The organism is Proteiniphilum acetatigenes DSM 18083 (genome assembly GCF_000380985.1).
Taxonomy (GTDB): domain Bacteria; phylum Bacteroidota; class Bacteroidia; order Bacteroidales; family Dysgonomonadaceae; genus Proteiniphilum; species Proteiniphilum acetatigenes.
In genome coordinates this window covers 310,791-335,564 of record NZ_KB905696.1, presented here as the reverse complement: position 1 = coordinate 335,564, position 24,774 = coordinate 310,791, and the positions used below count along the sequence as shown (strand labels likewise).

Sequence of the window (24,774 nt, the reverse complement as noted above, 5' to 3'; positions counted from 1 at the left end):
TCTTTATCTATTTTCCTGTTTGTTGGCTGCCTCCCAACCGTAATCAATATAATTCCATGACATATTCCCCTCGTTATCCACCCGGACGAGCATATATCCCTCTTCGGTATCGAGCAGCGGACCTCCCCACCATCCTGCAGAAACAGCTCCACCTGTCACAAAATAAGTATTGTTCACCAACAACTCTTCATGTAAATGCTGGTGTCCCTGAAGAATGACTTTCAAATTATAATCCAGCAGGATATCCCATACCTCCTTGAAATTGGAGAACATATCCGCATCTTTGACTACGCCTTCCATAGCAGGGTAATATAGCGACTGAAAAGGAACATGCGTAACAACCACCAGCGGAGTTTCCCGGGATATGGTTGCCAAATCGGATTTTAGCCATTCCACCTGTTCGGGACCTACGCAGTATTTCCCCGTTGAATCATTGATTTGCACGCTGTTTAATATCACAAAATGAACTCCCTTGTGATCAAAAGAATAATAGGTATCACCAAAATATTTTTCGAAAAATTTAGATCCCGACACATCGGGTTCATTATTAAACGTATAATATCTATCATGATTACCAATAGTTAAATAAGCTTTTACGCCGGATCCGGTTACGGCCAATTTAAATACGCTCATGAGAGAATCGGCTCTGAGTGAGTCCTGAGGTTGTAAGTGATCCAGATCTGCAAGGTCACCGCCAAAAATCACAAAATCTATGTTTTGCGATTTTGCATGTTCTAATGCCTGTTTTAGTCCGGCAGCACTGACATCCATATTATTGCTGTTCATATGCACATCTGTCAGAAATGCAAAACTGAACGCTACTTCTTTTCCCGGGTTGCTGTTTTTTCCGGAATTTTCTGTACAAGAAAGGAATAAAGCTATTAACGAAATGGCAATAATTAATTTTTTCATATGACTATTCTATTTTTTCCGGGATATGTTTCACACCCATTTCATCTTGATATTCATATTCAATATTACAAAGTTAATTCAAATAAATATTGTTAGTACTAAAAGAAGCTTTTATATTACTTTCAATAAATGATGAAATACGCAATTACATTTTTTGATAGTTTAATTTTACTTACATTTGCATTTTATTAGAATAATATCGTATGCGAATTTTTCAAGCAATAGTATCCAATCTTCTTTCATTTAGTTATCCACCGGATTTACAGCAATTGTTCCTTAATAGATTTTTATCAAACCTTTTCGTTATTCTGATACTGCTCTTCTTTCCGGCAGTCACAAATATCTTTGCACAAAGCAACGGAGCTTCATCAATCTATCAGGTAAAAGGCCGGATTATCAGCAAGACCGACAATACGCCCGTAGAATTTGCCAGTCTTGTTTTATATAATGCAAATGACAGTACACCTGTCGATTATACAGCTACCAATATCTCAGGAAATTTCAGCCTTACACCCAAGGACAAAGGAGGGTATTTCATCGCGGTCAGCTTTATCGGATATGAACCACTCAAAACCAGTCCATTTGAAATTTCAACTGAAAAAAGAAAAATTGTATTACCCGATATCCTGTTAGAAGAGAGCGAGCAACTCTTATCTGAAGTTGTGGTAACGGGACGCAAGCGACAAGTCGTATATAAGCTGGACAAACAAGTGATCGAAGCGGCAGAATTTCTCTCTGCTGCGGGAGGCACTGCTGCAGACATTCTGATGCAGACTCCTTCAATTCGTGTAGATGCAGAAGGTGAAATAACCTTCCGAGGTAGTTCCGGGTTTAAAGTATATATCGACGGAAAACCGGGTTCCTTGAACGGTGCTGCCGCCCTGGAACAAATCTCTGCCGGACAGATCGATAATATTGAAGTGTTAACGACTCCCTCGGCAAGAAACGATGCGGATGGTGCGGTCGGTATTATTAACATCAACACAAAGAAAAGTGATATAGAAGGATGGAGCGGAATGGTCAATCTCATGGGAAGTTCCGTTTGGTCGCGAAATATAGATTTCCTGCTTACCCTCCGCAAAAAAGATTTCCGGTGGCAATTATCAGGTGAAGCGTCACGCCGCTTTGTTTTGAGTGATTACGATCAGATGAAGACGATCATCATGCCGGATTCATTGACAACAGACCATTCCACCGGGTTGAGGAAAAGACATACAGCATGGTATTATCTTACCTCATCGTTCGACTGGTTCAGGAAAAATACCATCTGGTCCGCAGGTATTACAGGAGGTTACAGAGACCGCTGGAGAGGCGGAGAGCTTCATTACGAAGACACATATGAATCTGTAGCTACAGGAGAAAAAACATACGGATCATTCAACGGCAAGGATTTCGTAAACCTGTACGAATATCACTTAAGAGGCGACCTGGGCGTGGAACATAACTTTCCAAATAGAAAAGGGCATAAACTGACAGCCTCTTTATATGGATTATACGAAGGAGGTGCAATGGAAAATTTTCAGACCGACCTATGGGACATGCAGGGTAAACAGGTACAAGGGCATCGTGCATGGGAATATGAATACCGGTTTACCGGACAGGTAAATGCGGATTATGTCTATCCTTTTGATAATGAAACCGGAAAGTTCGAATCTGGCTACCAATTGTTTTCATATACGGAAGACGGGGATTATACGATTGATATGTTTGACCCCCAACAGGATGAGTTTGTCCGCCGGGACGACCTGTACAACAAATACCTGTTTCGCCGGGATATACATGCAATGTATGCATTGGTATCCGATGTACACGAACGCTTCGGATACCAGTTAGGTTTACGGGGAGAATACACCTATCGTAAACTCGGGAACAACTTCGAATGGGCACGTCATAGTCGCCACCGTTTCGACCTCTTCCCGTCGGTACATGTTTCCTATACTTTAAATGATCATTCACAGATACGGGCAGCCTATACACGCAGGATTACTCAACCGGAACTGTTTTACATGGAGCCTTATGTGGTATATGTGGACTATAACACAGCCCAGATGGGAAATCCCTTTATCAAACCGGAATACACAAATTCTGTGGAGACAGGCTATAATTATAATTTTAAGAATGGCAATACGATTTCCGCTACGCTCTTCCACCGTGCCCGTAAGGATAAAATCGAACGCCTCCGGGCCCCTTATCATTCAAGTGTCACACTCGATTCTATGGCAAATGTCGGTAACGACTATTCCACCGGTCTGGAATTAGCCGCGAACCTGCAATTCAATAAGTACTGGAACCTGGACGCAAACACAAGTTATTATTTCTATAGGATAAAAAACCAGTTTAAGATAGATGATGACGAGGAGAGTTGGAACTGGCAGTTAGCCATAAACAATAACTTTGATGTAGCAAAGAATACACGCGTTCGGCTGGAAGCCTATTATGTAGGACCGATGGTGAGTACACAAGGACGTGTAGACGGATTTTTCTATCTGAATATCGCTGCCAGACAGCAATTCCCAAAACAGAAATTAACGGCCAGTCTTGTAGTCAGGGATATTCTCTCAACTGCAAAGTATATCAACACACGTTCCGGCATCGGAATGGAAACGCTTACTAAAATCTATCCGCGTTCCCCGTTGTTTACAATGACATTGACCTATACTTTCAATAATTTCAGACAACAGCGAAAAGCAGAAGGTCCCAATCACGATATGTTTGAGGGAACCAATAGATAAATTTCTAACATAGAAACAATGAACTCTGAACAGAATTATATAGAAATAAACCGACAATCTTGGAACAACAGAACTGATATACATCTAAAATCTGAATTTTATGACCTTGATGGATTTCTGAATGGAAAAACTTCTCTAAATGATATTGAATTAAGCTTGCTTGGTGACATAAGAGGAAAAACAATTTTGCATTTGCAATGTCATTTCGGGCAAGATACGATTTCGTTAAGCAGGCTTGGTGCAGACGTTACAGGTGTTGACTTATCAGACAAAGCTATTGAAAGTGCAAGGCAAATTGCAAAGGATACCCATTCAAATGCAAAGTTTATTTGTTGCGACATTTACGACTTACCAAACCATTTAGACGAAAAATTTGATATAGTTTTTACAAGCTATGGCACTATTGGTTGGTTGCCCGACTTAAACAAGTGGGCAAAAATTGTTTCTGAATTTCTAAAACCAAACGGACAGTTTGTGTTTGTAGAGTTTCACCCTGTTGTGTGGATATTTGACGACAATTTCGAGAAAATCAGTTACAGATATTTTAATTCAGGAGCAATTATAGAAACAGAAAGCGGTACTTATGCTGACAAAAAAGCAGATATAACCCAATCATATGTAATGTGGAATCACAGCATTAGTGAAGTGCTGAACAGTTTAATAAAAAACGGCCTTGAAATAAAATCGTTAGACGAATTTGATTATTCACCTTACAATTGTTTCAACAAGACAATAGAATTTGAGCCAAGAAAATACAGAATAGCCCATTTAGACAACAAAATCCCAATGGTGTATTCAATAAATGCGACAAGAGAAAACAACAGCTCATATCGCATTGGCAACACCGAGGATTAAACGAAGGTTGAAAGTTTCTTTATGGAATAACATTGATAAGAATACAAAATAAAAACAAAACATCCAACTTTACATTTCTAGATGTAAAATTGGGTATTAATCTTTTAATTCTCGGATTATCATATATTTGAGGAGGGAGAGAGTCTGAACCCGTACGGGAAGTCTATTATAAGGGAAATCAGCGGATTGATGAAGCAGCACCTAAATACGCTTTATTAGGAACACATGCCAGACGGAACATATCCAATTGCGTCCGCAGTGCGGTCGCAATTCAACTGGTCGCAATATAAACTCCTTATGCAGATTGACAATGAGGACAAAAGAGAATACTACGTAAGCATTCGGCAGTCTGTGCAAAAACTCTATTTTTTAGAAATTCCCTATTAATGGGATCAAGGGCTTGTTACCGTGTAGTTTATTTAGATTTGAGGGCAAAGTAGGCTTGTATCTTGTTTCGCTGCTGCAAATTAAAGAATGAGTAGGAAATGTAGGCTAAACTGCGTGTTGGCAAGGCAAATAATAATATTCCCTTAACCTTCTTTTGAAATCATCGCCGAAAATAGTCATGCATCGCCGAAGGTTATAAATAATCATCAACAGGTTCACTTCACTCAGGACATTTGCCTTGCCTCTCATTAAAGTATATGTAAAACCCCACTGTCGTTTAAGAACGCCGAAGGGATGTTCTATTATTTGTTGGCGAAGCTTATAATAATCCTTATTTCCCTTTACCCTAAGATTGTTCTCATCAATAATATCCTGGTATTCACTCCGCTCGATTACCCGTCCGAGCTTGTTTTGAGTACATTTCTCCCGGATTGGACAGTCTGTACATGCTTTGGTCTTATATATCTTTGACTTGTAATTGGGACGGTGTGACCAACCTTTATACGCCGTCATTTCTTTTCCATCCGGGCATATATAATAATCTCCTTCCTTATAGTAAATGAAATGGGAAAGTGGATAGCAATTTTTGCTGGGGGAAGTACTGGGCATAGGTGAGGAATATGTGGTTATGCCGGCTTGCTTGCATAGATATAACTGGTCTCCTGTTGTGTATCCGGCATCGCTGAGTGTTTTAAAACGTCCTAACCCAAGCGCCGCCTTTATATCCAATGCAGCTTGTGCAAGTTCCCGTTTATCGGTTGATTCTCCTATATGGGCGTGTACAAACAACTTATGTTTACCATCAGTGGCCGCCTGGATATTATAACCAACACCGGAAATATTTTTTGAAGACATCAGGTTACGGGAATCCGGATCGGTAAGACTGATCTGATTTTCACCATTTTCCTTCAAGGCTTTATCAAGTTCCTCGTACTTCTTTTTTCTGGCCAAATGGGAAACAATCCTCACTTTTATAAGTTCCTTGTCCTTCGCATCGGACTCGTTTAACTCTTTCTCGTATTCTTCTATTTTCCTGTCTATGTAATCAATATGGCGATCTATCTTTTTTTGGTTGAAGTTATTCCTCAAACCGTCTTGAGCAAATATCTTGAAAGAATCAATGGCGATTGTCTCTCCTTCTATTATATCCAACTCTTTAAGCATGAGGACAAATCTTCTGAAAGAAGCCTTAAAAGCATCCGCATTTTCCTTCCGGAAATAGGCTATAGTGCGGAATGAAGGGGTCAGTCCCCTTAGCAGCCACCATAATTCAACGTTTATCTTACGGGAGTATGCCATTTTTCTGGATGACCTGATGGAATGTTTATAACCGTACAAATAAAGCTTCAACAGTGTGGAGGGGTTATAAGGAGGACGTCCTTCTTTTTCCGGATTTGCATGTTTGAATCCTGGTTCATCCAAGGACAACATATCTACAAAAAAGTCAATTACTCTTGCCCAGGAATCTACCGGAACAACTTGTTCAAGCGAAAGGAATTGTAACTGATTGCGGTCTTCACCAAGAATGTGATTCATTATTCTAACGTTTTGAATACACGTTAAATATACAAAAAATAGTTTGAACTAGAAAGTTATTATCCTATTATTTTGAGTTTTTGCACAGACTGTCGGGGGCTTACGTATAATTAATATGTAAATGTTCTTTCATATAAAAAAAACAATTATCTTTGCCCGGTCTGGAAACAGCAATTTATTTCCCAATCACAATGAAAAATCAATAAATAAAAACACTACTGTCCAAAGAAATTTCCCCATAGGTTCAGTTGAATTGAATCGGGATTATTCATCGAACACTTTGGTTTAACAAACAGTTCACCTGAAGGCTTCCTCTCAAAGAGTACTTAGCCTATGACGGACGGTAAAATATAGAGTTCTTAATCAACATGAAACATCTTCTTCTTTGCAATAGCAAGCAGCAGGTAATTGCAGATGGCAATCCATATCTGAGAGTAAAACTGCATTCTGGCTCGTTCCGTAGAACGACTTAATGTGCAGATGTTGCTTAATCCATTTGAAGAAACATTCCACTTGCCAATGTCCCCTATAAAGTTCAGCAATAGTCAGGTAAGAATGTGTAAAGTCGTTGGTCAAGAACCGATAGACATTTATTCGGCTATAATTAGTCCCTTTATGCAATAACATAAATAGAATGAGAAATTATTACATCATAATAATTACTTTTTATAGGTATTAACAAGGGTATCCATAATAAACTTATATGATATTTCTTTATCTCAAAATCTATTTCCGCAATATGTGGAAATATAAAGTACAGTCGTGGGTTGGTATTCTAGGTTTGGTGTTTGGCTTAGGGTGTTTTGTCTATGCATTTTATTGGCTACGTTACGAAACGTCGTATGATAGTTTTTATCCGAATGCCGCGCATATATATCGAGTCTATTCTGTGGAAAAACAATCGGGAAAGGTAAATGAGTACGTTCCAGGAATTTTGTCAAGAAAACTGCATGAATACTTCCCGGTTACAGAATTTTCTACCGGATTTGTTCCCGATAAAATTGACTTTAGAATCGGTGTTATGCCTGATATGCAGTTAAATACAATTTCTGCAGACAGTTCGTTTTTTCAGGTTTTCCCGCAGGTATTTATTCACGGTGATACAAAGCAACCGTTGAAAGTACAGCACAATATGGTTCTCACCGAAACCGTGGCTATTCGCTTGTTTGGCGATGCGGAAAAAGCCATAGGGCAGCAGATTACAAATTTATGGTCTGAGGATTATGGACCTTGTACGGTTACTGCGGTTATCAAAGACCCACCGCCAAACACCAATTTATCGTTTGAGGCACTTCTTAATTATCCAGATATTCAAAATGTTGCGATTTCAGGAATGCCTGAGGCGGAACAATGGCATTTGTTCAACAATGAAATGTATGTCAGGTTTCATCCCTACGCAAACATAAACGAACTGTCAGAACAACTGCGTGATTTTACTTCACAAATTGATGGCAATGCCAATATTGAACTGAGGATACTGCCTATAAGCGCCATCCGCCACCACTTAAATACCGACTTGCCGTTTACATTAAATTTTATACGGATTATTACTGCCGCCGGAATATTGTTGTTGTTCAGTGCACTATTTAACTTTTTTAATTTGTATATCGAGTTTTTCCTCCAACGAAAAAACGTTTTCCGTCAACATGCCATACATGGTGCTAAACAACTGCGGATAACGGGGCAGATATTATTTGAGATGACACTTAGTATAATCCTGTCGTTGGGATTTACATTTTGCTTTGTTCTCCTGCTTCGTCCCATGTTTTCCGGGCTGTTAGATATTGCGATGCCTGTGTCGAAATTGATTTATCTTTTTGTTTTGTGTGGAACAGGTGTGATGGTTTTGATCTTATTGATAGGTCTGATTCTTTTCGGGTGGTTAAGCCGGATGATCATTCGCCACTTGTCGAAAAGAAATACAACAAGAAAACCAACGTTTCGACGTATTACTGTCAGTTTGCAATTGGCAGTCAGCATTGTATTTATTACAGCTTCTTTAGTAATCATGATGCAAATGCGTTTTCTCAACCAAAAAGATTTGGGATTCAATCATAAGGGAATTATACAGTTGTCCGGTCCCCAGGGGCTGTTTTCTTTATATCGTGAATCTTTGATGAATGAACTTACAGCTATCCCACAAATTGAAAGTATTACTGCAACCGCTTTCGAACCACAGCACAACGCTAATTGGATGGGTACCTCTTTAATGAATTCTGAAGTAGAATGGATAGGCAAAGACCCATTCGACAAGCATGTTTTCCAACATGTCTTTACCGACAGCCAATTTGCCGAAACTTTCAGATTAGACATGGTAGCAGGAAAATGGTGGGAAAAAGGTGAAAAACGAAAAGTAGTCCTTAATGAAGAAGCCGTTAGGGTGATGGGATTGAGTGAACCGGTAGGTGCCATGATTTGCATGTCCTATGCTTTTTCTTCAATGGGATTGAAATGTCAAGAGTACGAAGTGGTTGGCGTGGTAAAAGATTTTCATACGCTATCGCTTCGCAATCAAATCTATCCAGCTATCTACAGCGAAATGATGTCAGATAAATGGTATGTCCGCGTTGTATCCGGACAGGAGCAGGATGCGATTCAGAAAATCACTACTACCCTTTCTAATATTGATTATCGTTTGACTGATACTCGTTTAATGCCGCTCAAAGAATTATACGACCAACTTAATTCTTCGGAACAAGCCGGGTTAAAACTGTTTTCCGTATTAGCGACGGTTAGCCTGCTGATTTCACTATGCGGTATTTATACTACAGCCGTTTCCGCAGCTCAACGCCGTCGCAAGGAAATAGCCGTCCGAAAAGTATTCGGCGCCCGAGTAAGCGATATCATCCGTATTTTTTTCCGCGAATATACCATGCAAGTAATTATAGCAGGCGCCATAGGGTTGCCGTTGGCAACATACGCAATGCACAGATGGTTGCAAGGATACGCCTACCGTACAAACATCCCCTGGTGGTTACTTACAGGGCTTATTACAGGAGTAGTCGCAGTAGTTTTGCTCACTGTGCTTGGGCAAGTACTGAAAGTAGCCAATAGGAATCCGGCAGGTGTAGTAAAATCAGAATAATATTTAGATAATTGGGGACATGACACTTACAGAGAAAGATTTTTATTACTTGGATAGAAATAAAATAGAAAATTTAGTCACTTTGATTTATGATAAATTATCAAGCAATAAAGAGAAAATAATAGATCACGAACTTTATTCGGGAAAATTAGGTTTGGTCTTGTATTATTTTTACTATTCTCAAATTCAAAATAAAATCATTGATGAAGATATAAAATTATTAGATGAGATATTGGACAATATTTCGACTTTAAATATAAAAGCAATAGATGACATATTTTTATTTTCTCATTTAGGTTTAGTAATCCAAACATTGTTGGATGAAGATTCATCTAAATTTAGTCAATATAAAAGTTTATTACTGGATATAGACAAAATATTATTTCCATATATGGAATATTGGGTGAATAATTCAAATTTTGAGTTTTTAAGGGGTGGTACTAATATTGCATTATATTATAGTTTGAGAAAAAGAGCAAAATATGTATCAATCTATATTGATGGTTTATATAGAAAATAGATGAATACATTCTCAGCAATGCAAATTTGAATTACGGCATTGCACATGGGATATCCGGAATAATTTTATATTTAGTAAATTTTCCTTTGACATGTCAACGAAATGAAGTAACTAAAATCAAGGAAATATGCACAAAATGTATAAATCGCCTACTTGATGCCAATAATCCAAACAATGGTGATATTTCTCTTTTTAGAAGAGATGAAATTACACGTACTTATGATACTAAGTTAGGCTGGTGTCAAGGTGATTTGAGTATTGGTTACATGTTGTCTAAAGTTTATACACAATTCCCTGATATCGTGCCTGTAGAAAAGTTGAATTACATTTTGGACAGGACTTTAGTAAGAAGCAATAATGAAAATATTGCTGATTTTTGCTTATGTCATGGAGCCATAGGCATTTCATTGTTGTATTACTTGCAATACAAAGAAAGAACATCTGAAAATTATCTTTCGATGTTTACGTATTGGCTTAAAAGAGCGATAGAATTATATCAAAGCGGAGTAAGAAATCCAATCTACAAAGAATATGGATTGGGATTAGGATTGTTATTGGGGGAAGTTGGCATAGGATTATACTTAATTGGGCATTTCTTTTCAAATAGAAAAGAACTTTAAACGTACTCTTCATAACATTCATTTTTAAATTACAAAATTACTATTAATAACTAAAAATGAAATGTTTACAGCACAGCCAAATTGCGACAACACTAAGCCAAATTCGGACTTTTTGTGACCTGTTTTGTCAGTTTTGGAATAGGTCACGAATTGGTCACAAAACTATGTCTTTTTTTGGCTTTTTAATGGCTTTCGCCACAGACAAAAAGCACTAAAAAAGTCCTACAATCATCTGATATTGTAGGACTTGTCTGCTTTTTGGTGCCTGTTGTCTTAGGCTTTCAGCGGAGAGAGAGGGATTCGAACCCCCGGAAGCTCTCACTTCAACGGTTTTCAAGACCGCCGCGATCGACCACTCTGCCATCTCTCCTTGCAATTTCTCTGAAAATGCGAGTGCAAAGGTATAATTATTTTCGGAAAGAAAAAATAGCTTTGTCACATTATTTTTCACCGATTTAGAAAAAATCAATTATTCATCGTATCTTTGTGTAAACTATCAATGAGTCATGTTATTTACCGAACTTCCCCTTTGTGATACCCTGCAGGAAGGCCTGCAGGCAATGAACTTCAGAGAGACTACCCCAATACAGGAGCAAGCTATTCCCGTTATCCTTGAAAAAAAGGATGTAATTGCCTGTGCCCAGACCGGTACAGGAAAGACTGCAGCTTTTCTGCTGCCTTTGCTGAATAACCTGCAGACTGACGCACACGATGAAGGGAAGATCAATGCCATCGTGATGGCTCCGACACGAGAACTGGCCCAGCAGATTGACCAGCAGATGGAGGGTTTCTCCTATTTCACACCTTTCTCTTCGGTCGCAGTGTATGGTGGTAACGACGGAGAAGCGTGGGATATACAGAAAAGAGGATTGATGAGCGGCGCCGATGTGGTAATCGCTACGCCGGGAAGGCTTCTGTCGCATATCAATCTATATAATATCGATTTTTCGGGGGTGAAGTACTTTATCCTGGATGAGGCAGACAGGATGCTGGACATGGGATTCCATGACGATATCATGAAGATTGAAAAGCTGCTTCCCAAAGAACGGCAGACCATCATGTTCTCGGCTACCATGCCGCCCAAGATACAGCAACTGGCAAAGAGCATCCTGCGCGATCCGGTGGATATCACCATTGCCATTTCCCGTCCGCCTGAAACAATCCTGCAATCAGCATACATCTGCCATGAGGCGCAGAAGATCAATATTGTCAAGTATCTCTTCAAAGAGAAAGCGCCCAATAAGGTAATTCTCTTTTCCGGTTCAAAACAGAAAGTGAAAGAGATTGCCAAGATATTAACACACATGGGATTGTCGGCCGGAGAGATGCACTCCGATCTTGATCAGTCTCAGCGCAACCATGTGATGCATGAGTTCAAAAATGAACGGGTAAATATCCTGGTGGCGACTGATATTGTTGCCCGCGGTATCGACATTGATGATATCACCCTGGTAATCAACTTTGATGTACCTTACGACGCGGAAGATTACGTACACCGTATCGGCCGTACGGCCCGCGCCGGCGATTCGGGTATGGCCATCACCTTTGTATCACCTGATGAGCAATACCGTTTCTCCAAGATCGAAGAATTTCTGGGGAAAAGGATCTACCGGATTCCCGTACCATCTGAATTAGGCGAGACACCGGAATATAACCCTGTCCGTGATAACAGAAGAGGCGGTACATCCTCTCGTTCATCAAAAGGAGGTGGAAAAAAAGGGAAAGAATCAGGTAAGAAAGGCGGAAAATTGTCGGGAGGAAAACCTGAGAAATCAGGAGACTCCGGAAATGCGGAAAAACCGGAAAATTCAAGAGGATCAGGAAAAAGCAACAAATCACGTCCGGATCGGAATACCCGGAAAGAGGACGGAGCGCCTCGACCGGAGAGACAAACCCGGGAAAATGAAGTATTACATCCCGAAGGCAGTTCACAACAAAACGAGGCACCTCGTACCGAGAGAAACCTGAAAGAAGGACAAGTATCACGAAAACAAGGTGCACACAAGAAACAGCGTGGACCTAAAAGAGAAGGAACTCCACAACAACAGGGGGTGTCCGGAGAAAGAGAGCAGGGATCATTCCGGAAACAAAGTAACTCAGAAAGCCTCCGTAAACAAAGGACACCACGGAATTCCGATTCTCCGGCAACAGATACTTCCAGGAAAAGTCCATCTACGAGGAACTTCTCAGATACAAAACGAGTTTCGGCACCCCAAAAAGCTGATGTAGCGTCGGAACAGGCTACTGATGGAAAGAAATCAAAAAGGTGGAGTTGGTGGCCATTTGGGAAGAAATAATGAAGCCGGTCTGACAAAAATCAGCCCGGCTCCAGATTGGGATAATACTTATTACACCGCTTTCTGCTCCAGTTGGATGATCTCCATCCCCCGAAGAATAGCCTCTTCGTTCATGGGCAAAAGTTTATGATGCCGCTCCGGGAGAGACTTTTTCAGGCCTTCCATCACATTTTCAACATCCACCATGGGCGATATTTTGAGCAATCCTCCCAAGACGATCATATTGAATACCTTGGTGTTGTTCATTTTCATCGACTCATCCATTGCATTGATACGAAATACGTTAATATCATTTCGTTCCACTTTCTTGTGGATACCGTACCCGTCGTAGATCAGTGCTCCACCCGGTTTCACTTTATCCTCGAATTTTTCGAGCGAAGGCTGGTTCAATACAATCGCAATATCATACTTGTTTACCACAGGCGAACTGATGGGTTCATCGGAAATAATGACCGTAACATTGGCGGTACCGCCCCGTTGCTCCGGTCCGTATGCCGGAAACCATGATACTTCTTTATCCTCCATGATTCCCGAATAGGCGAGAATCTTCCCCATCGAGAGCACACCCTGCCCTCCAAAACCTGAAATGACTATCTCCTGTAACATTATATCTTGTTATTGCTTTAGATGTTTTTCAAATCGCCAATAGGAAATACCGGAAACATATTGTCCACCATCCAGTCGTTCGCCGCGGCCGGGGTCATTTTCCACCCGGCATTACAGGTAGAAACTACTTCCACGATAGAGGTTCCTTTTCCTGCCATGGAATTTTCAAAAGCAAGCTTGATCATCCGCCTCGTCTTTTTTACAGCTGCTGCAGTATGAACACTAACGCGGGTAGCAAGACAAACGCCATCAAGGAGCGCCAGCATATCGAGTATCTTCAGAGGGCCTCCCATAGTTTGTACATCACGTCCGTCGGGACTGGTAGAGGTCACCATATTACTCAGGGTCGTGGGAGCCATCTGTCCTCCTGTCATTCCGTAGATACCATTATTAATAAAGATGATGGCTATATTCTCTCCACGATTGGCAGCATGGATAGTTTCCGCAGTACCGATAGCGGCCAGATCACCATCGCCTTGGTAAGTAAATACCATTCTGTCGGGTAATAACCGTTTGACGGCCGTTGCCAATGCGGGCGCTCGTCCATGGGCAGCTTCCTGCCAGTCGATATCGAGGTATTTATAGGCAAAAACAGCACATCCCACCGGTGCAATACCAATGGTCTTTTCCTGTAAGCCCAGCTCTTTGATCACCTCTGCAACCACTTTATGCACTACCCCGTGGGAACACCCAGGACAATAATGCATATGATTGTCGTTCATCAACTCCGGTTTTATATAGACCAGATTTTCAGGACTTACTATATCGCTTGCATTCATACGAATTTTTTATTGGGAAATTAGAAATTGGAATTAAGAACTAATAAATTAGAAGTGGAGAATCTATTTTTAATTTTTCACTTTTCATTTTTAATTTACAATGTCGTCTTGGCCCTTGGTTCTTTATTTTTTTGAGAATCTATATATAAGATAAAACAGGATGGCTGCTCCCCCAAAATACCAGGTGAGTTTCATATCCTGATTAGAAGAGAAATAGACTATTATTGTTGCCAGAAATGCAAGCATGAACAACACCATGAATATATTTCTTATTTTGGGATCCATATTTTGTAATTTATCTATTTGACCACTTTTTCTTTTAACGCATCAAGCACACTATCGGGCGTAGGTACGATTCCTCCCAATCGTCCGTAGTGTTCCACGGGTATTCTTCCGTTCACCGCAAGGCGCACATCCTCCACCATCTGTCCCGCATTGAGTTCCACAGTAAGCATTCCCTTTACCTTATCTGCATAACTATGCAATATCTTACCGGGGAAGGGCCACAGAGTGATGGGTCTGAGAAGTCCCACTTTAATACCTTCTTCCCGAGCCATTTCAATCGTCTTTAAACAGATGCGTGCTGCGGATCCGAAAGCGACCAACAGGTAGTCGGCATCGCTGCATTTTACCTCTTCATAAAGCACTTCATTCTCTTCCACGACACGGTACTTTGCCTGGAACCGCTCGTTATTCTTCTCCATCAGTGCCGAATCGAGTTCAAGGGACGTAATGATATTAGGTTCCCTGTCCGGTGTTTTTCCGAGGGTTGCCCACGGACATTGTGCCCTGACCTCGTCATCAGTTCGTCTACGCCGGAATTCGGGGAGTCTTACTTTCTCCATCATTTGCCCGATCACACCATCGGTCAGTATCATAGCCGGATTGCGGTACTTAAAAGCCAAGTCAAAACCGAGCGCCACGAAATCGGCCATCTCCTGCACAGAGTTGGGGGCAAGGGTGATTAACTTGTAATCTCCATGCCCACCCCCTTTCACCGTCTGAAAATAGTCGGCCTGTGATGGCTGGATCGTCCCCAGACCGGGACCACCCCGTTGCACGTTCACAATCAGGCAAGGTAATTCGGCTCCAGCCATATAAGAGATTCCTTCCTGCTTCAGACTGATACCGGGGCTGGAAGAGCTGGTCATAGAGTATTTACCGCAGGCAGCACCTCCATAGACCATGTTGATGGCAGCCACCTCGCTTTCGGCCTGCAATACCACCATCCCTGTCGTTTTCCAGGGAGCGGCTTCCATGAGTGTCTCAATTATTTCCGACTGAGGAGTGATGGGATAACCGAAATAACCATCCACCCCATAGCGGATAGCTGCATGGGCAATAGCTTCGTTTCCCTTCATCAAAGAAATTTCTTCTGACATAATATTAGTTTTGTTACTATTCTCTTTCGGAAAGTGATCATACCACCTTCTTCCGATAGACCGTTATACATCCTTCCGGACATACAAATCCACAGTTCGCGCATCCGATACATTCGTCGGGATTCTTCATATATGCATAGTGATACCCGCGATCATTTACTTCGCGCGGCTGTAAATCCAGCGTATCGGTAGGACATGATACAACGCAGAGATTACACCCCTTACAACGATCGGTATTTACCTCTACATAACCCTTGACTTTACCCATTATTAGATGTGGTTTTAATTGTCTGTTACAAAAGTAACAGTTGTTTTTCAAGAACTCAATTTTTCTATGTTAATTTTTCACCTTATGTTAATAGATTTCATCAGACATTCTGAGTCTCATTCGCTCCTCGATTTCCAGAAACTTTATGAATACTGCTACTTAAAAGAGAATAAATTTCTCTCTTCAGGGGATCTTTTAACAACTCCAGGTGTTTTTGCATTACTTTCTCATCGAACCGGACGGCAGGTCCGGTCTGGGCGGCCTTAGGCTCCATCACTGTCACTTTCGCAGCTGTTTCGTTAATCAATGGATTCAGCAGATGAAACGGAATTTCCTCTTCACTCATTATTTCCGACGCAAGCGTATACATATGATTGGTAAAATTACAGGCAAAAACGGCAGCAAGGTGCAGGATACGCCGCTTATCTCCGGAAAGGAAATGGACGTTCCCTGATATCGTTTCCGCCAGTTCTTTCAATAGAATTGCGGTTTCATCACTCTCTCCCTCTATAAACAGCGGGATATCCTGAAAATTCACCTCTCTCTCCCTGCTGAATGTCTGTAACGGGTAAAGGGCTCCCCTCTTCTTATGCGGAGAAAGCACTGAAACGGGAATGCTACCCGCTGTATGTGCCCATATACCTGTGGTCGACGGCATTTGGGCTACAATCTCCGGTAATATATCATCTTTTACAGAAAAAATATAAAAGTCGGCAGTACAATAGATATCCTCAAGATTGTCAATCGGCTCAGCTCCCACCCTATCAGCAAGCAATTCCGCATTCTCTGACGTACGGCTGTACACCTGTACAATCCCGTTACCAACTCCTTTCAGTGCCATAGCCATATGGGTAGCCACATTTCCCGATCCGATAAAAACGACCTTCATAATACGTCCGATAAAATATTATCAACTTTTCCCGCTCGTCTCAATGATCTTAATTCCTACCTTCTCGACTCCACGTAACTGGTCTTCATCCATCCCCTGGCGGATTGTCAGTCGGTAGTTGTATACTGAATCCCGTGGGATGAAAGTTCGATAAGGCAAAGACAGTTGGTTCAATCCTCCGGCACCGCCTCCCAGCCATTTTCCGTATTCATCGGCCAGAAGACAGCGAAGCGTATCTGTATGGGCAAGAGAATCTGTCAGATTCTGATCTATAAGCAACCAGAGATCGCGATAAGGATAACTGAGATTGGTCGTCAACTCCACCGTCACATCATATCCCGCACCGGAAGAGGGCACTAATGAGTCTATCGCAAAAATAAGCACAGAGTCCCGATACCACTTTCCATTTTCAATATGGTGAAACCGGGAATAAACCTCTTTCCCCGAGCAGGAGGCAAGAATGGTGAAAAACAGGCCGGCAAATAGTATAAAGATATTACTCTTTGTTCTCACCCGGAGATTTTCTGTTTCTGGGTTTTCTGTTTTCTAAGAGATTATCAGGCCGTCTTTTACGGGGTTTCCGTCTTCTCTTACCCTGATTCTCCCCCTGATCATCGAAACGGGTAATGCTTTGGTCTCCAAGGATATCTCCCGGATACGCTCCGTTACCGTCGGATTTTTCCTCCGTTTCTATCGTCAATTTCAGTGGTTTTTCCCCGTTTTTGTTCATCTTGATGATCTCGAATACGCGATCTTTAGAGATCGTCACCAAATTGACAGCATTGTGTTTGTCGGAAGAATAGGTCATCCTGCCGGAGAAAACATCGGTCTTGAAATGGTAGTAGCTGGCATCTTTCGTTTCGAGTATAATTTCACGTGAAGGCAGTGCACGTTGCGCCTCCACATAAGCATCTACTTCGTAGTTCATGCAACACTTCAGCTTTCCGCATTGTCCGGCCAGTTTCTGCGGATTGATAGAGATATCCTGGCACCTGGCGGCAGAAGTAGAGACCGACACGAAGTTCGACATCCATCGGCTACAACACATCTCACGCCCGCAAGGGCCAATTCCGCCAATGCGGCCGGCTTCCTGACGTGCACCTATCTGCTTCATTTCGATCTTTACCCTGAATTCGGAAGCCAGCACTTTGATCAGCTGACGGAAGTCAACTCTCTCGTCCGCAATATAATAGAAAATAGCTTTGTTGCCGTCGCCTTGGTATTCCACGTCGCCTATTTTCATTTTCAAGCCCAGTTCTTCGGCTATCTCCCTGGATCGGATCATGGTGGACTGTTCACGTGCTTTTGCCTGTTCGTACTTCTCCAGATCAGCAGGGCGCGCTATCCGGTAGATCCGCTTCAGTCCTCCGTTAGCATCGTCCCGGAAGTTGTATTTCTTCATCTGCAACTCGACCAGTTTTCCGGTCAGTGTTACAGTACCAATATCATGTCCGGGTAAGGCTTCTACGGCCACTATATCACCCTGTTCAAGTTGAAGGTCATTACTGTTGATATAATAGCCTTTACGCGTGTTTTTGAACTGAACCTCCACCATCTTTGTTGCTTTCTGCAACTCGGGGAAATCGTGTAACCAGTCGTAGACATGGAGTTTATTATTATGACGGGTACATCCCCGGCAACTCTTCGTATTTCGTACGGTTGTCGCATTCAATGGTGCGATATCCGCTAATTTATCCGCTAATTGTTCTTTGTCCATATATTAAACCGCCTTGTCGTTCCCGGCGGGAGAATTGAATTTGAATTAGCAATCGACACAGTCAAAATCTGTGCAGCTAAATCTTGAATTTTGAATATTAAATTTTAAATCTAAATGCAAGTTACAAAATTATTTTCTTAAAAACATCGTTACTTTCAGACAAAGATCAAGGAAAATAATTTTTGCATTACCATTTTGTTCAATCTGACGGTAAGCAAGCGAAAACTCATCGCTCAACGCTTCTATATTTTTTTCGTTGATAAAGGGGGCAAAACGCTCGCCGAACTGCCACTCGTCACTGTTCAGGTAGACCATTTCCGGTTCATGGAGGTTACTCACAAAATATTCCCTGAACAGCCTCAGCGAATAGAGCAAAAAACTTTTCTGCATCTCCCGCCCAATTCCTGCAATCTCAGTGGCTATCTCTTTTATGGCTTTGATCTTACCGGCAAAAGCATTACGCATCATTTGCCTGAACAGTTCAAAAAAATACTCCGTATGCTCCGAAGCCTGTATGATCTCAATGGCTTTGGTGAAACTGCCGTTGGCTATATGGGCTGTCGACCGGGCCTTTTCAACATCCAGCCCGAATTTCTGTTGCAGAGCCATCACCATCTCATCCTTTTCGATAGCACGGATATGCAATGGCTGGCATCGCGACCAGATGGTCTGCAGTACATTTTCCCGGTCCTCCGAGATCAGGAGAAAGATAGTATGTTCGGGTGGTTCCTCAACCAGCTTTAATAATTTATTGGCGCATGCCTCGTGCATCTTTTCAGGCAGCCATACTATCATGATCTTATAAGGCGCTTCATATACCTTAAGATTAAGTTTGCGGATGATTTCATCACTCTCTTTCGAGTAGATGATTCCCTGCGCATTTTGTGCATCAATAAAGTTAAGCCAGTCGTTGAGATTGAAATAACGGTGTTGGGACAGGAATTCACGCCATTCCGGCAGATACTGGTCACTCACCTTTGATTTCACCACAGGGAAAACGAAATGAAGGTCGGGATGGGCCAGCTTATCGAATTTATGACATGAAGGGCATTCTCCACAGGCATCTTCGGCATCCCGGTTACTGCAATTCAGATATCTGGCGTAAGCAATGGCCAAGGGCAACTTCCCCACCCCTTCCGGACCGTAAAAGATACGGGCATGCGGAATAAACCCCTGTCGCACCGAATTGATCAGGTGTTCTTTTACATCGTGGAGCCCTATGACATCGCGAAAATACATCAGTATATCTCCCCTGCTACCCTCCGGACACTTTCGGTAGCCATCAATGAATAGAAATGAATACTTAGAACATTATTCCGGATCAGTTCCTTACATTGTTCGATGCACCATTCAACCCCGACCTCTTTCGCTTCCTCATCATTTCTACATTTACGAAGGGCCGTAGCCAGTTCTTCGGGAATATCAGTTCGGAAAATACGAGGCAACACCGTGAGTTGGTTTTTCATATGGATCGGTTTGATCCCGGGAATAATAGGAACGGTAATCCCTACATCGCGACAACGTTTCACGAAGTCAAAATATTTGCTGTTATCGAAAAACATCTGTGTCACAAGGTATTCAGCACCGTTATCCACCTTCATCTTGGTATAATAGATCTCCGACTCCATATTGGGCGACTCCTCATGTTTTTCGGGATAGCAAGCCATCCCATAAGAAAACAGCTCTTCGGGAGGCGTAAAAGAAGAACCGTCGAACGTGATCCCTTTATTGAAATTGTTCACCTGTTCCTGAAGACCGGTAGCATATGGATGGCAATCCATTTTCCGTTGCTCCGCATCCAGTTTCTTGGTATCACCTCTCAGCAGCAACAGATCGGTAACCCCCAAAAAGGAGAGGTCGATCAGCGCATACTCAGTCTCTTCCTTCGAAAAACCCTGGGAGATAATATGAGGTACTGCCCGTATTCCATACTTGTTCTGTATGGCGGCAGCAATAGCTACTGAACCGGGACGTCTTCGTACATTTACTTTCCGGTAAGTACCGTTTTCATCTTCCTTATAGATACTTTCACTGTGGTGCGTCGTAATATTGATATATTTCGGGTCGAACTCCTTCAGGCGGTCGATAGCATTGTACACTTGCTGAATACTGTTTCCCTTCAACGGGGGTAATAGTTCGAACGAAAAAGCAGTCTTCCCTGTATTGTTAATTAATTCCGAAACCCTCATCTCACATTGATTTATAGATTTGCTGATTTACTGATTTGTTGATTGTATGCAACTAAAGCGGAGACCTTTAGAGGCTTTGAGCAGTGCTAATTAAAAATAGCCCTTACCACATCCATACCATTTGCATACAAGACCAGCGCCAGTAGCAGGATCATCCCTGCCACTTGGGCATATTCCATAAATTTCTCGTTAGGCTTCCGCCGGGTGATCACCTCATAAATAAGGAACATCACATGGCCTCCGTCGAGTGCCGGAATAGGCAGGATATTCATGAAGGCGAGGATTACCGACAGGAAAGCGGTCATCATCCAGAATGCCTTCCAGTTCCACTGTGCGGGGAAGAGGTTTCCGATTGCTCCAAATCCACCTAAAGAAGAAGCACCTGCTTTGGTGAATACATATTTAAATTGTGCTACATAATCTTTTAATGTCTGTATGCCCAATTTTACCCCTGCCGGGAATGACTCGAAGAATCCATACTCAATTGTAACGGTCTGATAAACCTGTCCCAATCCCATTGCATAGAAACCTAAAGTTCCGGCTGAATCCACCTCTATAGTTGCGGTTTGTAATGTTCCGTTCCGGTAATAATCGAGCGTAACCTGTTGGTTGCGATTGTCGTCAAGAACTGCCCGCAGGTCACTGAAAACCGGTGTAGCAATACCGTTCACTCCCACAATACTGTCACCGGTAGTCAGTCCTGCTCGATCGGCAGCACTTCCCTCCATTGTCTGATACACAACAGCAGGAATCCTCTCAACGGCAAACCCTTCCTTATCTTTCAGCAGGTTTTCCATCAATCCTTCCTGCATGGTTAGTTGCACTTCCTCACCATTACGCAGTACTGTCACCTTTTCTGCATTGGCTACATCAAGCAGTGTACGCACACCGAAGCGTTCCAGTTCCTTATTGTCGGCCCTGAGCAAAATATCCCCGTCCTGAAAGCCGGCCCGGTGTGCCGCCTGGCTGAACTCCATACCTTGAGTCACATTTTTCAGGGGAAGATAGGTATCATTCCAGGTAAATAGCACCATAGAGTAGATAAAAAATGCCAGCAACAGGTTAAATACTACACCTGCAACCATTACCAGCAGCCGTTGACCGGCAGGTTTAGAGCGAAATTCCCACGGCTCTGCGGGACGTGACATCTGTTCCTTGTCCATCGACTCATCGATCATTCCTGCTATTTTCACATAACCGCCCAAGGGTAACCAACCGATACCATATTCAGTATGGCTGTTTTTGGGTTTGTAGCGGAAGAGTGCGAACCAGGGATCAAAGAAAAGATAAAATTTCTCTACCCTTATCTTGAACATCCTCGCAAAGATATAATGCCCAAATTCGTGTACAACCACCAATATCGACAAACTCAAGATGAGTTGTAACGCCTTAATTAAAAATGTCTCCATTCAGTTATTATTACACACACCTTACCGGCGTGCTATTTTTATCAATTAGTAAATTCAATTATTTGTTCTCTCGCTATTACTCTTGCTTCTGCATCGCTTTGCAGATAGTCGCTTAACGACGGTGATTGCACGAATGATACTTTCTGCATGGTTTTCTCTATTAAATGGCTCATTTGCATATAGCCTATTTTTTCCTGTAAGAACAGTTCCACCGCCACTTCGTTGGCAGCGTTCAGTATACAGGGCATATTCCCGCCTGCTGCAATCGCCTCATAAGCAAACAAAAGACCGGGAAATCTATCCGTGTCGGGTGCTTCAAATGTCAGCTGCGACAGTTCGAGGAAGTTCAGTGGCCTGACATCCGACCTGAGCCTGACCGGATACGAAAAGGCGTACTGGATAGGCATACGCATATCGGGGTCTCCCAATTGGGCTATCACAGAGCGGTCTTCGAACTGTACCATGGAATGAATGATCGACTGCGGATGTACGAGCACTTCGATTTGCGACGGTTCTACTCCAAACAACCATTTGGCCTCGATCATCTCTAATCCCTTGTTGATAAGGGTAGATGAGTCGACGGTGACCTTTTCGCCCATACTCCAATTAGGATGTGCCAACGCCTCCTTGCGGGTAACATGCCGTAATTGCTCTTTCGACAGAGTACGGAAAGGACCTCCCGAAGCCGTAAGCAATATTTTTTCCACCTTATTGTCGCCTTCACCGTTCAGGCACTGAAAAATAGCGGAATGTTCCGAGTCGACCGGCAAAATAGGCGTTCTATGTTTCAATGCCAATAAAGTTATCAGTTCACCAGCTACTACCAACGTCTCCTTATTTGCCAGTGCGATGGTCTTTCCCGCTTTTATTGCGTTTATAGTAGGTTGCAAACCCGAGAAACCGACCATGGCCGTAAGAACCATATCAATCTGTTCGTCCTGCACCACCTGCTCAACCGCTTTGCTTCCACACCACACCTTGATGGGCAGATCACTCAGGGCATCTCTCAACTGCTCATATTTCGATTCGTTGGCAATCACCACCACTTCGGGGAGATAGGTGCGTGCCTGTTCAATAAGCAGCTCGACCCGGTTATTAGCGACCAAAGCATATGCCCCGAATCGGTCGGGATGACGTGATATAACCTCCAGCGCCTGCGTTCCAATAGAACCTGTAGAACCTAAAATGGCGATATTTCGTTTTCCATCTTCCATAGGGAAATGATCATCTGCAGTAAAGCATGCAAAGATAATAAAAATTCAGGGTGGTTTTTTCCCGGATCGGGCAAGGAATTACGATTATTCCGGTCATACCGGTTTCATTCTTCGATCAATCCTTCCGGGAGATACATTTCAATCAGATTGTTCTCTTCATCGATAGCAACAATAAAATCCTCCGTAGCCGGGATCAGGTATTCCTTCCCATCTTTTCTCACCACAAAGAGCACATTCAGGGTGGAATCATCTACCTCCTCTATAACACCTAATTTTACTCCATGCTGATCGATAACAGTGAACCCGGTGAAGTAATCCCAATCGGCCATTGTTTGCTCTTCCTGAGATTTCACCAATTCCCGCGGCAGATAAACATCGGTGTTGACGTATCGAGCCGCCGCTATCTCATCGTCGACATCTTCAAACTTCACCCGGGCAGTAACATCGGTTGAATAAGTAAACTCCTCAACAAAGAAGGGCACGGGAATACCCTCTATTTCCAGAAAATAATATTCTGTTTCCACATCGGCATACTCCGCCTTACGAAACCGGATAATTATTTCACCCTTTATTCCGTAAGGTTTCTGTGTACTTCCAACCTGAAGGATATCTTTTCTGGAAATCACTCTCTGTTATTTTCTGCGTTGATACTTGATATTTTTCAATTTATCCCGGTTGGTATTTACTTTTACCTCGGGGATCACATACTCTTCGGTATCGATCTTTATTTTGCCTTCCGACAATACGTGCAGGTCGTGAAATATCTTCCGATCATCCGCCTCTTTGTTCCATTGGGAATAGGAGCGTTTCATCTGGCTGAGTAATAACTTCACCAGGTAGTTTTTCTTATCGCCTTCCTCCATATTGGCAGCGATCCTGATCATCCTTTCCATGATTTTGCCATAATGGCGGTACTGCATTGTGGGGCGGCTGTAATCAAGATGTCCCGGAGGAGTATTCAGATCCTCCCTGGTGATCACTTCATAGGGATATTCGATATCGAGTTTAAAGTCCGACATAATAGCCAGATGATCCCATAGAATATGTTTGAAATTGTTGACATCACGAAGGTGGGGGAACATACTCCCCATAATATCGATAACAGTATAGGCACATTTTTTGCGTTCTTCGGGATCTTCAATGCCCACGCAGTGATCTACCATATTCTGGATATTGCGTCCATACTCCGGCAGTGCCAGCTTTTTCATTTGTGTGTTGTATTGCATCTCTGTATTACTTTATTATTTATCCGGAAATACCAGAAACATATTCTGGCACCCGGTTTTACTTTTGTTATATATTATTTATCAGATTTCATTTTAAAATTTGACTACGTCGATTTGGCTCCGTCAAACGTTGTTTCAATTTAAAATTTCA

General features: G+C 42.3%; 20 protein-coding genes, 1 tRNA gene and 4 pseudogenes. 7 read left to right on the top strand and 18 right to left on the bottom strand.

Going from position 1 to position 24,774, the window contains the following annotated elements; all coding sequences use genetic code 11:
* Nucleotides 1–3: 3 nt before the first annotated feature.
* Nucleotides 4–912, bottom strand: coding sequence for a metallophosphoesterase family protein (locus F597_RS20515; protein ID WP_019539563.1), 909 nt, complete (start codon nt 910–912; stop codon nt 4–6).
* 203 nt (nt 913–1,115) lie between these two features.
* On the opposite strand from F597_RS20515, the gene F597_RS0109810 reads away from it, so the two are divergent.
* The 3 genes and pseudogenes from F597_RS0109810 to F597_RS23110 all read left to right on the top strand — a co-directional run.
* A complete protein-coding gene (locus F597_RS0109810; protein WP_019539562.1) occupies nt 1,116–3,644 on the top strand; it encodes a TonB-dependent receptor in 2,529 nt (842 codons plus the stop codon).
* 18 nt (nt 3,645–3,662) lie between these two features.
* A complete protein-coding gene (locus tag F597_RS0109805; protein WP_019539561.1) occupies nt 3,663–4,499 on the top strand; it encodes a class I SAM-dependent methyltransferase in 837 nt (278 codons plus the stop codon).
* A gap of 143 nt (nt 4,500–4,642) precedes the next feature.
* A pseudogene (locus tag F597_RS23110) lies at nt 4,643–4,771 on the top strand (site-specific integrase); the annotation flags it as partial.
* A 220-nt stretch (nt 4,772–4,991) separates the two neighbouring features.
* Here the strand turns inward: F597_RS23110 and F597_RS20510 are convergent.
* Both F597_RS20510 and F597_RS23030 read right to left on the bottom strand, forming a co-directional pair.
* Nucleotides 4,992–6,422 carry an IS1182 family transposase gene (locus F597_RS20510; RefSeq protein WP_019539560.1) on the bottom strand — a complete coding sequence of 477 codons (1,431 nt, stop codon included), beginning with the start codon at nt 6,420–6,422 and terminating at the stop codon, nt 4,992–4,994.
* A gap of 374 nt (nt 6,423–6,796) precedes the next feature.
* Nucleotides 6,797–7,001: pseudogene (locus F597_RS23030) on the bottom strand (transposase); the annotation flags it as partial.
* A gap of 160 nt (nt 7,002–7,161) precedes the next feature.
* Between F597_RS23030 and F597_RS0109795 the strand changes: the two are divergent.
* Genes F597_RS0109795 through F597_RS0109785 form a run of 3 tightly spaced genes read left to right on the top strand, consistent with a single transcriptional unit; the run spans nt 7,162 to nt 10,647 of the window.
* Nucleotides 7,162–9,507, top strand: a complete 2,346-nt coding sequence (locus tag F597_RS0109795) for an ABC transporter permease (protein WP_245542019.1) — start codon at nt 7,162–7,164, stop codon at nt 9,505–9,507.
* A 19-nt stretch (nt 9,508–9,526) separates the two neighbouring features.
* Complete coding sequence (locus F597_RS0109790) at nt 9,527–10,027, top strand: glycoside hydrolase family protein (protein WP_019539558.1); 501 nt, start codon at nt 9,527–9,529, stop codon at nt 10,025–10,027.
* 26 nt (nt 10,028–10,053) lie between these two features.
* On the top strand, nt 10,054–10,647 hold the full coding sequence (locus F597_RS0109785) for a lanthionine synthetase LanC family protein (protein WP_157279073.1): 594 nt from the start codon (nt 10,054–10,056) through the stop codon (nt 10,645–10,647).
* A 285-nt stretch (nt 10,648–10,932) separates the two neighbouring features.
* Here F597_RS0109785 and F597_RS0109780 read toward each other — a convergent pair.
* A tRNA-Ser gene (locus F597_RS0109780) sits at nt 10,933–11,017 on the bottom strand.
* A 136-nt stretch (nt 11,018–11,153) separates the two neighbouring features.
* On the opposite strand from F597_RS0109780, the pseudogene F597_RS22860 reads away from it, so the two are divergent.
* Nucleotides 11,154–12,410: pseudogene (locus F597_RS22860) on the top strand (DEAD/DEAH box helicase); the annotation flags it as partial.
* A gap of 585 nt (nt 12,411–12,995) precedes the next feature.
* On the opposite strand, the gene F597_RS0109770 reads toward F597_RS22860, so the two are convergent.
* The 14 genes and pseudogenes from F597_RS0109770 to F597_RS0109705 form a co-directional block, all read right to left on the bottom strand.
* Complete coding sequence (locus F597_RS0109770; protein ID WP_019539555.1) at nt 12,996–13,550, bottom strand: 2-oxoacid:ferredoxin oxidoreductase subunit gamma family protein; 555 nt, start codon at nt 13,548–13,550, stop codon at nt 12,996–12,998.
* A gap of 17 nt (nt 13,551–13,567) precedes the next feature.
* Entirely contained in the window at nt 13,568–14,329 is a 762-nt protein-coding gene (locus tag F597_RS0109765; RefSeq protein ID WP_019539554.1) for a thiamine pyrophosphate-dependent enzyme, read from the bottom strand.
* A gap of 123 nt (nt 14,330–14,452) precedes the next feature.
* The gene (locus tag F597_RS22570; protein ID WP_019539553.1) at nt 14,453–14,614 is read right to left on the bottom strand and encodes a hypothetical protein; all 162 of its coding nucleotides are present in this window, start codon (nt 14,612–14,614) and stop codon (nt 14,453–14,455) included.
* A 14-nt stretch (nt 14,615–14,628) separates the two neighbouring features.
* Nucleotides 14,629–15,711 carry a 3-methyl-2-oxobutanoate dehydrogenase subunit VorB gene (locus F597_RS0109755; protein WP_019539552.1) on the bottom strand — a complete coding sequence of 361 codons (1,083 nt, stop codon included), beginning with the start codon at nt 15,709–15,711 and terminating at the stop codon, nt 14,629–14,631.
* Nucleotides 15,712–15,748: 37 nt separating this feature from the next.
* The gene (locus F597_RS0109750) at nt 15,749–15,979 is read right to left on the bottom strand and encodes a 4Fe-4S dicluster domain-containing protein (protein WP_019539551.1); all 231 of its coding nucleotides are present in this window, start codon (nt 15,977–15,979) and stop codon (nt 15,749–15,751) included.
* A gap of 100 nt (nt 15,980–16,079) precedes the next feature.
* Nucleotides 16,080–16,868 (bottom strand): Rossmann-like and DUF2520 domain-containing protein, encoded by a 789-nt coding sequence (locus F597_RS0109745; RefSeq protein ID WP_019539550.1) that lies wholly within the window; start codon nt 16,866–16,868, stop codon nt 16,080–16,082.
* Nucleotides 16,869–16,889: 21 nt separating this feature from the next.
* Nucleotides 16,890–17,381 (bottom strand): gliding motility lipoprotein GldH, encoded by a 492-nt coding sequence (locus F597_RS0109740; RefSeq protein WP_019539549.1) that lies wholly within the window; start codon nt 17,379–17,381, stop codon nt 16,890–16,892.
* A pseudogene (locus F597_RS0109735) lies at nt 17,374–18,540 on the bottom strand (PSP1 domain-containing protein); the annotation flags it as partial. The gene F597_RS0109740 and the pseudogene F597_RS0109735, both read right to left, overlap by 8 nt.
* Nucleotides 18,541–18,714: 174 nt before the next feature.
* A complete protein-coding gene (gene holB / locus F597_RS0109730) occupies nt 18,715–19,824 on the bottom strand; it encodes a DNA polymerase III subunit delta' (protein ID WP_019539547.1) in 1,110 nt (369 codons plus the stop codon).
* Nucleotides 19,824–20,774 carry a methylenetetrahydrofolate reductase gene (locus tag F597_RS0109725; protein ID WP_019539546.1) on the bottom strand — a complete coding sequence of 317 codons (951 nt, stop codon included), beginning with the start codon at nt 20,772–20,774 and terminating at the stop codon, nt 19,824–19,826. Before F597_RS0109725 ends, holB begins: the two co-directional genes overlap by 1 nt.
* An 86-nt stretch (nt 20,775–20,860) precedes the next feature.
* Nucleotides 20,861–22,183: an RIP metalloprotease RseP gene (rseP, locus tag F597_RS0109720; RefSeq protein ID WP_019539545.1), complete on the bottom strand. Its 1,323-nt coding sequence runs from the start codon at nt 22,181–22,183 to the stop codon at nt 20,861–20,863.
* A gap of 41 nt (nt 22,184–22,224) precedes the next feature.
* Entirely contained in the window at nt 22,225–23,397 is a 1,173-nt protein-coding gene (locus tag F597_RS0109715; RefSeq protein ID WP_019539544.1) for a 1-deoxy-D-xylulose-5-phosphate reductoisomerase, read from the bottom strand.
* A gap of 104 nt (nt 23,398–23,501) precedes the next feature.
* Nucleotides 23,502–24,023: a ribosome maturation factor RimM gene (rimM, locus tag F597_RS0109710; protein ID WP_019539543.1), complete on the bottom strand. Its 522-nt coding sequence runs from the start codon at nt 24,021–24,023 to the stop codon at nt 23,502–23,504.
* Nucleotides 24,024–24,029: 6 nt separating this feature from the next.
* Complete coding sequence (locus F597_RS0109705) at nt 24,030–24,623, bottom strand: DUF4290 domain-containing protein (protein WP_019539542.1); 594 nt, start codon at nt 24,621–24,623, stop codon at nt 24,030–24,032.
* Nucleotides 24,624–24,774: the final 151 nt, after the last annotated feature.